General features: G+C 67.1%; 11 protein-coding genes. 6 read left to right on the forward strand and 5 right to left on the reverse strand.

Features of this window, described 5'->3' with window-relative positions; all coding sequences use genetic code 11:
* Positions 1–88 precede the first annotated feature (88 nt).
* Together kdpB and kdpA are read right to left on the reverse strand one after the other, a co-directional pair.
* Entirely contained in the window at positions 89–2,155 is a 2,067-nt protein-coding gene (gene kdpB, locus KIP89_RS14830; protein WP_213756365.1) for a potassium-transporting ATPase subunit KdpB, read from the reverse strand.
* 19 nt (positions 2,156–2,174) lie between these two features.
* The gene (gene kdpA, locus KIP89_RS14835) at positions 2,175–3,884 is read right to left on the reverse strand and encodes a potassium-transporting ATPase subunit KdpA (protein ID WP_213756366.1); all 1,710 of its coding nucleotides are present in this window, start codon (positions 3,882–3,884) and stop codon (positions 2,175–2,177) included.
* Here kdpA and KIP89_RS20220 point away from each other — a divergent pair.
* Complete coding sequence (locus KIP89_RS20220) at positions 3,883–4,125, forward strand: hypothetical protein (RefSeq protein ID WP_250152525.1); 243 nt, start codon at positions 3,883–3,885, stop codon at positions 4,123–4,125. The two genes, kdpA and KIP89_RS20220, sit on opposite strands and share 2 nt — an antisense overlap.
* A gap of 223 nt (positions 4,126–4,348) precedes the next feature.
* Here KIP89_RS20220 and KIP89_RS14845 read toward each other — a convergent pair whose 3' ends face one another.
* Positions 4,349–6,061, reverse strand: coding sequence for a GMC family oxidoreductase (locus KIP89_RS14845; RefSeq protein WP_213756367.1), 1,713 nt, complete (start codon positions 6,059–6,061; stop codon positions 4,349–4,351).
* A gap of 10 nt (positions 6,062–6,071) precedes the next feature.
* Positions 6,072–6,794, reverse strand: coding sequence for an HAD-IA family hydrolase (locus KIP89_RS14850; RefSeq protein WP_213756368.1), 723 nt, complete (start codon positions 6,792–6,794; stop codon positions 6,072–6,074).
* Positions 6,795–6,918: 124 nt separating this feature from the next.
* Between KIP89_RS14850 and KIP89_RS14855 the strand changes: the two genes are divergently transcribed.
* From KIP89_RS14855 to KIP89_RS14875, 5 genes are all read left to right on the forward strand, one after another.
* The gene (locus KIP89_RS14855; protein ID WP_213756369.1) at positions 6,919–7,872 is read left to right on the forward strand and encodes a LysR family transcriptional regulator; all 954 of its coding nucleotides are present in this window, start codon (positions 6,919–6,921) and stop codon (positions 7,870–7,872) included.
* 550 nt (positions 7,873–8,422) lie between these two features.
* Complete coding sequence (locus tag KIP89_RS14860; RefSeq protein WP_213756370.1) at positions 8,423–9,526, forward strand: ABC transporter ATP-binding protein; 1,104 nt, start codon at positions 8,423–8,425, stop codon at positions 9,524–9,526.
* 38 nt (positions 9,527–9,564) lie between these two features.
* On the forward strand, positions 9,565–10,611 hold the full coding sequence (locus KIP89_RS14865) for an ABC transporter substrate-binding protein (RefSeq protein ID WP_213756371.1): 1,047 nt from the start codon (positions 9,565–9,567) through the stop codon (positions 10,609–10,611).
* A gap of 136 nt (positions 10,612–10,747) precedes the next feature.
* Positions 10,748–12,004, forward strand: coding sequence for an ABC transporter permease (locus KIP89_RS14870; RefSeq protein ID WP_213756372.1), 1,257 nt, complete (start codon positions 10,748–10,750; stop codon positions 12,002–12,004).
* A gap of 5 nt (positions 12,005–12,009) precedes the next feature.
* Positions 12,010–12,837: an ABC transporter permease gene (locus tag KIP89_RS14875; protein ID WP_213756373.1), complete on the forward strand. Its 828-nt coding sequence runs from the start codon at positions 12,010–12,012 to the stop codon at positions 12,835–12,837.
* Positions 12,838–12,902: 65 nt separating this feature from the next.
* On the opposite strand, the gene KIP89_RS14880 is transcribed toward KIP89_RS14875, so the two are convergent.
* Positions 12,903–14,198 carry an NAD(P)/FAD-dependent oxidoreductase gene (locus KIP89_RS14880; protein WP_213756374.1) on the reverse strand — a complete coding sequence of 432 codons (1,296 nt, stop codon included), beginning with the start codon at positions 14,196–14,198 and terminating at the stop codon, positions 12,903–12,905.
* Between the last annotated feature and the right edge of the window lie 10 nt (positions 14,199–14,208).

Below are 14,208 nucleotides of genomic sequence, written 5' to 3' on the forward strand. Positions count from 1 at the left end.
GCATTCCTAGCAGTATGAAGCTCGGGTCGGACGGTTTGTGCTGTCAGGCTGTCATCCCCAGGCTAAGCCCGGGGATGACGGGATAAGGTCAGGCCAGCCCAAGCGCGGCGACGGCGAGGTCGATGAGCTTGATGCCGATGAAGGGCAGGATGACGCCGCCGCCGCCATAAATCGCAAGGTTGCGGGCCAGCACGGTGCCAGCCGCCTCGGCGCGATAGGCGACGCCGCGCAGGGCGAGCGGGATCAGCGCGATGATGATCAGCGCGTTGAAGATCACCGCCGAGAGGATGGCGCTCTGCGGTGAGTGCAGCCCCATCACATTGAGCAGGCCGAGCTCGGGGATCGCGGCGATGAACAGCGCCGGGATGATGGCGAAGTACTTCGCCACGTCGTTGGCGATCGAGAAGGTGGTGAGTGCGCCGCGCGTCATCAGCAATTGCTTGCCGATGCCGACGATCTCGATGAGCTTGGTCGGGTCGCTGTCGAGATCGACCATGTTGCCGGCCTCGCGCGCCGCCTGCGTGCCGGACTGCATGGCGACGCCGACATCGGCCTGGGCCAGCGCCGGCGCGTCATTGGTGCCGTCGCCGCACATCGCGACGAGCCGGCCGTGGCGCTGCTCGGTGCGGATATAGGCGAGCTTGTCCTGCGGGGTCGCCTCGGCGATGAAGTCGTCAACGCCCGCTTCCGAGGCGATGGCGGCGGCGGTGACCGGGTTGTCGCCGGTGACCATCACCGTGCGGATGCCCATGCGGCGCAGTTCCGCGAAACGCTCCTTGATGTCCGGCTTCACCACATCCTTGAGGTGGATGACACCGAGCAGGCGGCCGTTCTCGGCAAGGCCCAGCGGCGTGCCGCCGGAGCGGGCGATCTTGTCGACCGCCGCGTCAAAGGCAGCGATGCCGGTCGAGGCGTTGGCGTCCACCGAATGGACGAAGCGTTTCACCGCATCGACCGCTCCCTTGCGGATGCTGCGGTCGGCGACATCGACGCCGGAGAGCCGAGTGGCGGCGGTGAAGGGCACGAAGCTGGCGCCCGCCATGGCCGCGGCGTCGGACGTGATGCCGTATTTCTCGCGCGCCAGCTCCAGAATGGAGCGCCCCTCCGCGGTCTCGTCGGCAAGGCTTGCCTGCACCGCGATGAGCGCCGCCTCGTGCTCGCTGACGCCGGGAACCGGAATGATCTCCGAGGCCATGCGATTGCCGAAGGTGATGGTGCCGGTCTTGTCGAGCAGCAGCGTGTCGACATCGCCGGCCGCTTCCACCGCGCGGCCGGACATGGCGAGCACGTTGTGGCGGATCAGCCGGTCCATGCCGGCGATGCCGATGGCGGAGAGCAGGCCACCGATTGTGGTGGGGATGAGCGTCACCAGCAGCGCGACCAGCACCGGCACCGGCACGTCGGCGGCCGAATAGCGGCCGAGCCCGGCGAGCGAGATGACGGCGATCAGGAAGATCAGCGTCATGCCGACAAGCAGGATGGTGAGCGCCAGCTCGTTCGGCGTCTTCTGCCGTTCGGCGCCTTCCACCAGCGCGATCATACGATCAAGGAAGGAGGAGCCGGGCGCGGCGGTGATACGCACGACAATCCAGTCAGAGATGACGGTGGTGCCGCCGGTGACGGCCGAGCGGTCACCGCCGCTCTCGCGGATCACGGGCGCGCTCTCGCCGGTGATGGCGGCCTCGTTGACCGAGGCGATGCCCAGGATGATTTCACCATCGCCGGGGATGATGTCGCCGGCCTCGACCAGCACATGGTCGCCGAGCTTGAGGTCGAGCGCCGAGACGCGCTCGACGCTGGTGCGGTCGGACGGGTTGCGCAGCCGGTGGGCCACCGTGTCGGTCCGCGCCTTGCGCAGGCTGTCGGCCTGGGCACGACCGCGCCCTTCCGCGATCGCCTCGGCGAAATTGGCGAACAGCACGGTGAACCAGAGCCAGGCCATGATCTGGCCGGTGAAGGCGAGCGGGTTGCCGACGAGAAAGTCGCGCAGGAACAGCACGGTGACGAGCGCCGCCACCACCTCGGTGACGAAGATCACCGGGTTGCGCATCAGCGAGACGGGGTTGAGCTTGACGAGGGCGTCGCGCGCGGCCCGCCCGATCAGTTCGGGCGAGGCGAAGGGGGAGCCGGTCTTCGCAGGAGTATGGGTGGACATGGAATGTCTCCGAGCGCGGTCAGAAGGTCTTGCCGGCGAGCATCTGCACCTGCTCGGCCAGCGGGCCGAGGGCGAGCGCCGGGAAGAACTGAAGGCCGCCGAGGATGAGGATGACGCCGGTCAGCAGGCCGACGAAGAGCAGGCCATGGGTGGGGAAGGTGCCGGAGGACGCGGCAAGGCGCGGCTTGGCGGCGAGCGAGCCGGCGATCGCCATCATCGGCACGATATAGGCGAAGCGGCCGAGCAGCATGGCGAGGCCCAGCGTGGTGTTCCACCACGGCGAGTTGGCCGAGAGGCCGCCAAAGGCCGAGCCGTTGTTCCCCGCCGCCGAGGAATAGGCGTAGAGGATTTCCGACAGGCCGTGCGGGCCGGCATTGCCGAGGCCGGCGAGCGCATCCGGCAGCACGGCGGCGACGCCCGAGAAGCCGAGAATGGCGGTGGGCAGGATCAGCACGGCGAGGATCGCCATCTTCACCTCTTTTGCCTCGATCTTCTTGCCGAGATATTCTGGCGTGCGCCCGACCATCAGGCCGGCGACGAAGACGGTGATGACCGCCATCACCAGAAGGCCATAGAGCCCGGAGCCGACGCCGCCCGGCAGGATTTCGCCGAGCTGGATCAGGAACATCGGCACCATGCCGCCGAGCGGGGTGAAGGAGCCGTGCATGGCGTTCACCGCGCCGTCGGACAGGCCGGTGGTGACGGCCGCGAACATGGCGGAGGCGGCGAGGCCAAAGCGGACCTCCTTGCCTTCCATATTGCCGCCCGTCGGATCGAGCCCCGCGGCGAGCAGGGACGGCGTTCCAGCGGCCTCCGCCCAATAGGCGATGGCGATGCCGGCGACCAGAATGAGAGCGATGACGCCGACCAGCGCGCGTGCCTGCCGGCGGTCGCCGATCAACCGGCCGAAGGCGAAGACCAGCGCCATGGAGATGACCAGCATCTGCCAGATTTCCAGCGCGTTGCTGAAGGGAGTCGGGTTCTCGAAGGGATGCGCGGCATTGACGTTGAAGAAGCCGCCGCCATTGGTGCCGAGCTGCTTGATCGCCATCTGCGAGGCAACGGGCCCCATGGCGATGGTCTGCTGCGCGCCTTCCAGCGTGGTCGCGGTGACGCTGGCGTTCAGCGTCTGTGGCACGCCCATCGCCACCTGCGCGAGGCCGGTGATGATCGCCAGCGGCAGCAGGACGTAAAGCACCGAGCGCGTCATATCGACGAAGAAATTACCGACGCCGGATGCATTGGAGCGAGCGAAGGCCCGCACCAGCGCCACGGCGAGCGCGAGGCCCGTGGCGGCGGAGAGGAAGTTCTGCACGGTCAGCCCGGCCATCTGACTGAACAGGCTCATCGTCGTCTCGCCGCCATAGGACTGCCAGTTCGTGTTGGTGACGAAGCTGACCGCCGTGTTGAAGGCGAGGTCGGGCGAGAGACTGCCAAAGCCGAGCGGGTTGAACGGCAGAAGGCCCTGAAGCCGTAGCAGTCCATACAGCAGCGCCACGCCGGCGGCGTTGAAGGCGAGCATGGCAAGGGTGTAGCCGAGCGCGCTCTGTTCGACCTTCGGATCGGTGCCGGCGAGGCGGTAGAGACCCCGCTCGACGGGCCCGAGGACGGACGACAGCAAGGTGCGCTCGCCGGCGTAGAGGCGTGCCATGTAGCCGCCGAGCGGCACGGCCGCGGCGACGACAAGGGCGAGGATGATGGCTATCTGAAGCCAGCCGAGAACGGTCATGGCAGTGCTTTCGAAGAGTGTGGGGGGCGCGTCAGAATTTCTCGGGACGCAGCAGCGCGGTCACGAGATACAGGGCGAGGGCGAGCGCGACGCCGCCGCCGAGGACAAGGTCAAGCATGGCTTATCCTCGTGCCGTGAAGCGGGCATAGGCCGCCATCAGAACGAAGAACCCGATGGCGATGGCGAGGTAGATGAGATCCAGCATGTTCCAGCTTCCTGGTTGAGCTGCCGTCTCATCTAGGCCTCCTCGAATAAGGGCTCTATCCGGAATGCCGGGGACGGAATGTAAAGAACGCATAAAGCCCGGCGCTGGCGGTCTTCGTGCCGCTGTTCGGCCTGCTCGCCGAGCCCTCGATCGTCAAAGTCGAGCTGGAACCGTGGTGCGCCGCGTCCGATCGGTCAGCGCGGGGCTGTCATGGCCGACACGGTCGGCGGCGCACCGCGTTGATGCGGGGCCTGCGCGATCAGCCTTCCGCTCGGATGAAGGCGGCGATGCGCTCGGCAATCATGATGGTCGGCATGTTGGTGTTGGCGCGCGGGATGGAGGGCATAAGCGAGGCGTCCGCCACGCGCAGGGCGGCGACGCCGATGACCTCGCCCCGGGCGGTGGTGACCGCTTGCGGGTCGTCGCTCCGGCCCATGCGGCAGGTGCCGCTGGGGTGCCAGGTGCCGCCGACATTGCGCCGTACGAAATCGGTCAGTGCGCTTTCATCGGTCAGCAGGTCGCGGATCGTGATGCCCTCGCTCACCACGGTACGGATCAGCGCCGCGCGTAGCGGTCCGGCGGCGTCCAGCAGAGCGGCTAGCGTGCCGCGCTGAAATGCGTTCCAACGGCCGGGGACGGCGATCTGCGCCACGCGCGGGGAGTAGCTCGCCGGGAAGACCACGTCCCGCGCGCCGTCGAGGCGTGGATCGAGCAGGAGTTCCGCACCCATCCGCAAGGCCTCGCACAGCCGCATGAGATCGCGCTCGTCGCTGAGCATGCGGAAATCAACGAGCGGCTCCGCGACGGGATCGGCTGCCGCGAGGCGCACGCTGCCGCGCGACCAGCTTTTGTTGACCCAGAAGAACAGGCAGCCGGTGCGTCGGCCCACGCAATGCCAGCCGGCGCGGGAGAGAATGGCGGCGTGCATGTCGCCTGCCGGTGCGCCGGCCAGGCCCGAGCTATAGCGCCAGATCGCCTGCTCGTGGTGCTCGTCCGGGTTGCGCTCGCGAAAGGCCGGCGGCAGCCACGTCGCCACCGCGATGGAGGGGTGCTCCATGAGATTGCGGCCGATACCGGCGCGGTCCGCCACCACCGGAATGCCGAGCGCCCGCAACTCAGATGCCGGCCCGATGCCCGAGCGCAGTAGCAGCGCGGGGGAATGGATGGCGCCCGCCGCGAGAACGACCTGCGCGGCATCGATGGTGAGGCTACCGGCGGGGCTGTCGAGTTCAGCGCCGGTGATGCGGCCGCCATCTGTCAGCAGCCGGCGGGCCTGATGGTCGGTGATAACGCGCAGGTTCGGGCGGCGGCGCACATCCGACGTCAGATAGGCGAGCGAGGTCGGCTGTCGACTGCCATCATCGCTGACCGCGACGGTGCCGCGATAGGCGCCATCCAGCCACTCACCATTCTGGTCCGGGCGGATGGGATACCCGCGCGCGTCAAGCGTGCGCATGACGCCGTCGACAAAGGGTGAGATCGCGCCATGGCTGATGCGGCGCACGATGATGGGTCCGTCGGTACCGTGTAGCGGTCCCGAAAAGTCGCGGTCGGCCTCAATGGCGCGGAAGACCGGCAGGCAGTCCCGCCAGCCCCAGCCTTCCGCGCCGAGGCTTTCCCACTCGTCATAGTCGCCCGGCGCGCCGCGGTTCGCCATCAGTGCGTTGATCGCCGAGCCGCCACCAAGGAGGCGTGCCTGTTCGTAGCGCCGGGGCTGGCGGGGGGCGTTGCCCGCGCCCATGAGCGCGCTGAGCCGGGCCCATATGTTGCGGGTGTCGAGATAGGCCCGGCCCGGATAGCGCGCGCTGATGTCGGCGGGGATGTCCTGCGCCGAGATATCGCGGCCGGCTTCCACCAAGATCACCTGCCGGTGCGCGTCCTCCGACAGGCGCGCGGCCAGAACGCAGCCGGCCGTTCCCCCGCCCAGGATGAGCGTATCGCAGGCGAGGGAGGAGGAGGGGGCGTCGGGCATGGTGAGAGCGTCAGATCGGCAGACCGGTGGCGGCGCGTTCGGCGTCGACGGCGTCGGCGAGTTGCTTCAGCGAAGACAGATGCAGGTCCGGGGTGGTGAAGCTTTTCGGCGCCGGCGTGCCGCCATAGCCGACAAGCCCTTGCCGCCGCTCGATCCAGCACACGGTGTAGCCCTCAGTGCGGGCGACACCGATGTCGTGATGCTGGCTCTGGGCGACGTGCAGGATCTCATCCTGTTGATACCCGAAGGCGGACTGGCGGCCGAGATTATAGGAAAAGAAGCGCGGATCGGGCTTTGCGCAGCCGGCCTCGTCGCAGGTCACGCTGTCATGGAACGGGTTGCCGAGGGTGGCGGAATAGGCCGAGAAGACCGTGCGGTCGGTGTTGGTCATCGCCACCAGACGGTAGTTGCGGCGCAGCCGGCGCAGCGCCTCGACCGAGTCGGCGAAGGCTGGCCAGCGGAATACCGCGAGCTGGAACGCCTCGGCCGTGGTTTCGTCGTTCACGAAGCCGCATTCATTGGCGACATACAGATACACGTCCTTCATGGCGAAGGAGGAACGGCCGTGGAAGGCGTCTCGTCCGCGCGTGTACGGCCCGAAGATCTCGTCATCCGTGGCCGCGGCCGCTTTCGGGCCGCCGAGAGTGCGCATGGCATTGAGAACGCCGGTCTCGAAGTCGATCAGTGTGCCGACGACGTCGAACGTCATGACCTTGAAATCGGAAAGTTTCACCGCAGGCTCCGGTCGATTTAGGGCGGCTGCGCGAGTGTCCGCCTTGGCTGAGAACATGGTCAGCAGAGCAGCGGGCCGGGAGCTGTTCAATTGAAAAAAGTTCAGGGCGGTATTACAAGATGTAATGCGTAAGATCCGCCTCATCCTGCCGTCGATGAACGGCTTTTTTACCTTCGAAGCCGCCGCCCGTTGCGGCAATTTTGCGAGGGCGGCGGAGGAGTTGAATGTGACGCCGGCGGCGGTGAGTCGCATGGTGGGGCGGCTGGAGGAGCATATCGGGGTCAGCCTGTTCGATCGGCTGCCCGGCGGGGTGGCGCTGACCGAGGCCGGGCGCATCCTGCACGAGGCGATCGGGCGCGGCTTTTCCGGCATCGAGCGGGCGCTGCAGGAGATCGAGGACCGGCGGATCGGCATCGAAACCGTCACGCTGTCGGTCTCGACCGGCTTCACCACCCATTGGATGATGCCGCATATGGCTGAACTTAAAAGGGATTTTCCAAAGCTCGAACTGCGCTTCCAGCTCATCATGACGGCGCTCGGCGGGCCGGTGCACGATGTCGATCTCGGCATGCGCTTTCTCGACCGGGCCGATCCCCGCCATGAGGCCAGCTACATCATGCCGGAGATCGTGCTGCCGGTGTGCAGCCCTTCCTATGCGGAAACCGGGCGGAGTGTCAGTGCAGTCAGGCGGACGATCAGGCTGATCAGGCTGAGTGAAGCCGAGCCCGACTGGTCGAATCTGGTCACCCCCGAACCCGGCGCGCCTGCGCCCGAGACGATGGACCTCGACGACTATGCCATCGTCGTCCAGGCGGCGATGCTGGGGCAGGGCGTGGCGCTGGGCTGGCTCAACGTGGTCTGCCACTGGCTGCGGACGGGCGCGCTGGTGCCGGCGGGGCCGCGGGCGACGGCCAGCGGGCGGCACTGCCAGTTCCTGCGCCTGCGCGACAAGCCGCTGCGCCCGATCGTGGCGGATCTGCGGGACTGGATCATCACCCGCCTGCGGGCCGATCTCGACGCGGTCGCCGAACGTTATGACGATCTCGGCCTGGCACCCCTCCTTCGCAACACAATGTAATGTCGCTGACGGTGCCGAACGCATCGAAAAGCGTCACATGCGCTGTTTCGCGCCACTGTGTTGGGCGAACGTCGCTTTGAGACAACCGGGGTGACGGCTTCCACATGCCCTTGCGTCGCGGGAGGGCCTAGCATGGCCGTGGCCGCTGATGCCCGAGCAATCCCCGCAGACACGCGATCCGTGGCGTGACGCAGGGGCGTGCTGGGTCGGAAGGCCTAAAAATAAGCGCGCCTAGTTCTTCAGCAACAGGCGGGGTCCGGTGTGCCATACCATCGGACAACAGGGAGGGAGCCGACCCAGGCGAGGCCTCATGGGCGCGCATCGCGGGCCCATGCCCGCCGGCCGGCGATCTATCCATAAGCTATTGAAATACATCTATCTTTTTATCTTGTGCGGTGCTCAAGTGAGGGGGCTCCGGGCGGCTGCGCCCGGTTGGCACGGTGCTTGCGGAAGACAGGGGGCCCGCTTCCGGCGGGTGGACACACATGAACGCCTGAAACGAGCCCGGGAGGAGCGGCCAATCCTCCCCCGCCAGTGCTGAGGAGCATTAATGAGGCTTCCCGTGAGTGCCAAAGAGAGCTTTGTCGAATTCGCCGGGGTTCAGAAAACCTATGACGGCGAAGTGCTGGTGGTGAAGGACCTCAGCCTGCGCATCCGTCGGGGTGAGTTTCTTACCCTTCTCGGACCCTCGGGCTCGGGAAAGACCACCACGCTGATGATGCTCGCGGGTTTCGAGACCCCGACCGCCGGCGACATCATGCTGGACGGCAACCGCATCGACGCGCTGCCGCCGGAAAAGCGCAACATCGGCATGGTGTTCCAGAACTACGCGCTGTTCCCGCATATGAGCGTCGCGCAGAATGTCGGCTATCCGCTGAAGGTGCGGGGCGTGTCCAAGGCGGAGACCGCCGAGCGGGTTGTCAAGGCGCTCGACATGGTCGAGCTCGGCAGCTTCGCCGCGCGCATGCCCGGCCAGCTCTCGGGCGGCCAGCAGCAGCGCGTCGCGCTCGCCCGCGCCCTCGTCTTCGAGCCCAAGCTGGTGCTGATGGACGAGCCGCTCGGCGCGCTCGACAAGCAGTTGCGCGAGCATATGCAGATGGAAATCCGCCATCTGCATGAACGGCTTGGCATCACCGTGGTCTACGTCACGCATGACCAGAGCGAGGCGCTGACCATGTCGGACCGCGTCGCTGTGTTCAATGCCGGCATCATCCAGCAGGTCGCCCCGCCCTCGGAGTTGTACGAGAGCCCGGCGAATTCCTTCGTCGCCCAGTTCATCGGCGAGAACAACCGCCTTCCCGGACGGATCGAAGCCGCCAACGGCACGCTCTGCTCGGTGGTGCTGGGCAGCGGCGAGGTGGTCTCGGCCACCCTGACCTCGGCCGCCGGCGTCGGCCAGAACTGCCTCCTCTCGATCCGTCCCGAACGCGTCAAGATCGCCCCGCCCGACGGCGCGGTCGACAACCGCTTCGAGGCCGAAATCGCCGAGGTCATCTATCTCGGCGACCATGTCCGCGTGCGCTGCCGTCTCGATGGCGGCTCCGAGGTCGTCGTCAAGGTCAGCAATGTCGAGGACCGTCCGGTGCTCGACATCGGCTCCCGCATACCGCTCGGCTGGCGCGCGCAGGATTGCCGCGCCCTCGACGCGGCCTGACATCTCCTCCAGCCAGCAACCGACCCGAGGGAAAATTCATGCAGATCAAGTCGTTGACGATGACCCTTTCCGCGCTCGCCCTCTCGGCGGCGTGCGGCTCCGCCTTCGCGGCGGACAGCCTGACCATCACCTCCTGGGGTGGCGCCTACCAGAAGAGTCAGGAAGAGGCCTATTACAAGCCCTTCACCGCCAAGACCGGCATCAAGATCACGCAGGAAGAGTACAATGGCGAGGCGGCCCGCATCCGCGCCATGGTCGAATCCGGCAACACCACCTGGGACGCCATCGACGTTGACGCGGCGACCGCGCAGCAGGGCTGCGACGAGGGCTTCCTGACCCCGATCGACTATTCCAAGTTTGGCGGCAAGGAAGCCTTCGTGAAGGGCTCCACCTTCGACTGCGGCATCCCGACCATCATCTATTCGACGATCTACGCCTATGACGCCGACAAGATAAAGGACGGCCCGAAGACCATCGGCGACCTGTTCGACACCAAGAAGTGGCCGGGCAAGCGCGCGCTCCAGAAGACCCCGTTCGGCAATCTCGAATTCGCGCTGATGGCCGAAGGCGTGCCGGCCGACAAGGTCTATGAGACGCTGAAGACCAAGGAAGGCGTCGAGAAGGCCTTCAAGAAGCTCGACACCATCAAGAAGGACATCGTCTGGTGGGAAGCCGGCGCCCAGCCGCCGCAGCTGCTCGCCTCGGGTGAAGTGGTGATGACGACCGCCTGGAACGGCCGCATCTTCAACGCCAACAAGGTCGACAAGAAGAACTTCAAGATCGTCTGGGACGGCCAGCTGCTCGACTACGACCTGTGGGCGATCCCCAAAGGCGTGAAGGACCTCGACGCGGTCTACAAGTTCGTCGAATTCGCCTCCAGCCCGGAGGCCCAGGCCGAGCAGACCAAGTACATCTCCTACGGCCCGGCGCTGCTCGCCGCCACCGCGAAGATCGCCCCGGACATCCTGAAGGACCTGCCGACCGCGCCGGAGAACGCGAAGACCGCGCTCGCCAACGACCCGGTGTTCTGGGGCGACAACAAGGAAGAACTGCTGAAGCGTTTCAACACCTGGGTTGCCCAGTAAGGCGCCTGAACGACCGCCTGCCCCTCAACCGGGCAGGGTGAAACCAGCGGCCGGGACTCTCGGTGTCCCGGCCGGAAACCGATCGGGTTGCCGCCTGCGTGCGGACGACCCGGCACCAGCCGAGGGGGACTATCTCATGGCCGTGGCTGCCCTGGAGGGTGACGCCGGACCCGGTGTCGACCGTACCTCGCTCAAGACCAAGCTCCGGCGCGCCGAGCGCCTGAACCGGGCACGCTCCTTCTCGCTCGTCGCGCCGCTGCTGCTGTTCGTGCTGGCGGTGTTCGCGCTGCCGATCGGCCTGATGCTGGTCCGCTCGGTGGAAAACACCGAAGTGCGCGACAGCCTGCCCCGCACCATGGTGGCGCTGGAGAGCTGGGACGGCACCGCGACACCGGGCGAGGGCGTTTTCGCGGCCTTCGCCGAGGATCTGGTTCAGACGCAGAAGGACCGCACCACGGCGCTGGTCGGCAAGCGCATCAATTACGAGGTGCCGGGCGCGCGCTCGCGCTTCCTCAAGGCCGGGCGTCTCATCGACGCCGGCGGCGGCGGGCCGTGGAAGGACAAGTTCCTGGCCAATGACGCGGAGTGGGGCTCGGTCGATTTCTGGGCGATCATGAAGCGGGCCGGCGGCGTGATGACGCCCTATTACCTGCTCACCTCGCTCGACCTCCGGCAGGACGCGACCGGCGCGGTGAGCTGGAATTTCGCCGACCAGTCGATCTTCCTGGAAATCTTCTACCGCACCATCTGGATCAGCTTCATGGTGACGCTGGCCACGCTGATCCTCGGCTATCCGGTGGCGCATTTGCTGGCGATCCTGCCGCCCAAGCACGCCAACATGCTGATGATCCTGGTGCTGCTGCCCTTCACCACCTCGATCCTGGTGCGGACCACCGCCTGGATCGTGCTGCTGCAAAGCAATGGCGTGCTGAACGACGCCCTGCTGGCGCTGAACATCACCACCGAGCGCGTGCAACTGATCTTCAACCGCTTCGGCACGGTGCTGGCGATGACGCATATCCAGCTCCCCTTCACCATCCTGCCGATCTATTCGGTGATGAAGTCGATCCCCGCCTCGCATCTGCGCGCGGCCCGTTCGCTGGGCGCCGGCCCGCTGACCGCCTTTGTCTCGGTCTACATGCCGCAGACCCTGCCGGGCGTCGGCGCCGGCTGCCTGCTCACCTTCATCCTGTCGCTCGGCTACTACATCACGCCGGCGCTGGTCGGCGGGCCGCAGGACCAGATGGTGAGCTATTTCGTGGCGCTCTACACCAACCGCGAGATGAACTGGGGGCAGGCTTCCGCGCTCGGTGCCATCCTGCTGCTGATCACGCTGGTGCTCTATGCGGTGTTCAACCGCCTCGTGGGCATCGACAAGGTGAAACTGGGCTGACCGACATGCTTGCACCGTCCTATGCCACGCCGCGCGAGAAGTTCACCTATCTGGTCTTCGCGCTGTACTGCACGCTGGTCTTCCTGTTCCTGGTGGGGCCGATCCTCGTGATCATGCCGCTCTCCTTTTCGAGCGAGCCATGGTTCACCTATCCGCTGCCGGGGCTGAGCCTGCGCTGGTACGAGGATTTCTTCTTCAACGAACGCTGGCGGGAGGCGCTGTACAACAGCAGCATCGTCGCCTTCTTCGCGACGCTGATCGCCACCGGGCTCGGCACGCTCGCCGCACTCGGCCTGTCGCGCGGCAATGTGCCGTTCTCCGGGCTGATCCTGTCGATCCTGATCTCGCCGATGATCGTGCCGGTGGTGATCGTCGCGGTGGCGATGTTCTTCGGCTTCGCGGCGGTGGGGCTGAACAACACCTATCTCGGGCTGATCCTCGCCCATGCCATTCTCGGCACGCCCTTCGTCGTCATCACCGTGACGGCGACGCTGACCGGTTTCGACCGCTCGCTGACGCGGGCCGCCGCCTCGCTCGGCGCCTCGCCCTGGACCGCGTTCCGCACCGTGACGCTGCCGCTGATCGCGCCGGGCGTGACCTCGGGCGCGCTGTTCGCCTTCGTCACCTCGTGGGACGAGGTGGTGGTGGCGCTGTTCCTCGCCAGCCCCGACCAGCGCACCTTGCCGCGGCAGATGTTCTCCGGCATTCGCGAGCAGATCTCGCCGACCATCACCGCGGCGGCAACCTTCCTGGTCATCTTCGCCGCGCTGCTGATGATGACGCTCGAACTGCTGCGCCGCCGCTCCGAACGGCTGCGCGGCACGCTGGCCTGAACTTTCCCCGCGCATGAAAAAGGCCCGGGGCGCCGCCGCGCTCCGGGCCTTCTGCTATGTGCGCGTCAGTGGCCGAGGCACTCGCGCAGGCGGTGCCACTTCAGACTTGTCTTGACCACCAGCGGCCAGGCCGCGTGGCCGAGGATGGGACGGATGGCGGTGACCGGCAGGTCGAGCGTCTCCGGCCCGCCCCCCGCCGCCCGGCGCGCCAGCATCCGGCCCATGGCGGTGGCCATGGCGACGCCGCGGCCATTATAGCCGAGCCCGATATGCAGCCCCGCCTCGGGCTCGTGGACACGCGGCAGGTGATCCCAGGTGACGGCGACCTGCCCGTTCCAGCGATGCGTCCACTCGAACGCCCGGAGCACCGGGAAAAGCCGCGTCGCGTGGTCGACCAGCGCGCGGTAATCTTCGACCGCGCTCGCCTCGCGCAGCACGCTGCGCCCGCCCATGATGAAGCGGCCGGCATCGTCGATGCGGTAATAGGCATAGGATGAGGACATCTCGTAGAGCACCACGCCATCCGGCATGACGGCGCGGACCAGTTCCGGCGGCAGGGGCTCGGTGGCGGTGATCGAGGAGAACACCGGCACGATGGAGCGGCGCAGCCCCGGCCAGAGGTTGTCGCTATAGCCATTGGTGGCGAGCACAACCCGCTCGGCGCGCACCGTGCCGCCCGGCGTCGTCACCTCCCAGCCGCCCGCGCCGCGCGTCAGCTTGACCGCCGGAGTGTCGGTGAAGATGCGCGCGCCGGCCTTCAGCGCCGCGCCGGCGAGGCCCCGGCAATAGCCGAGCGGGTTCACCTGCCCGCCGCGCCGGTCATGGGCGCCGAAGATATAGGCGCCGGTGCCGGTGAGGCGCACCATCTCGCGGGCATCGGCCAGCACCACATCGGCGCCGAAATCCGTCCATTGCCGCTGGAAGTCGCGAATGCCGGTGGCGGCGCTCTCCGAGAGAGCGGCGCGCAGCGTGCCGCCGCGCTTCGGCGCGCAGTCGATGCCGTGCCTGGCGATGAGATCGAAGACGAGGCTGGGCGCCTCATGGCCGAGCTTGACCATGCGCCCGCCGAGATCGCGGCCGAAGCGCGCGACGAGGTCCTCGGGCTCCCATTTGAGGCCGGGATTGACCTGCCCGCCATTGCGCCCGGAGGCCCCCCAGCCAATGGCGCTGGCGTCGATCACCACCGTGTCGATGCCGGCCTCGGCCAGATGCAGCGCGGTCGACAGGCCGGTGAAGCCCGCGCCGACAATGGCGACCCTGGCCGTGACGTCGCCGCTGAGCGCCGTCGTTTCCGGCGCGGGGATCGCTGTCTTCGCGTAGAGCGAGCGCGGCAGCGGGCGGCGGGCGATGGTCTGGGCCACGGTGGGTTCT

Origin of the sequence: Ancylobacter radicis, from assembly GCF_018449475.1 — a bacterium.
Classification (GTDB): domain Bacteria; phylum Pseudomonadota; class Alphaproteobacteria; order Rhizobiales; family Xanthobacteraceae; genus Ancylobacter; species Ancylobacter radicis.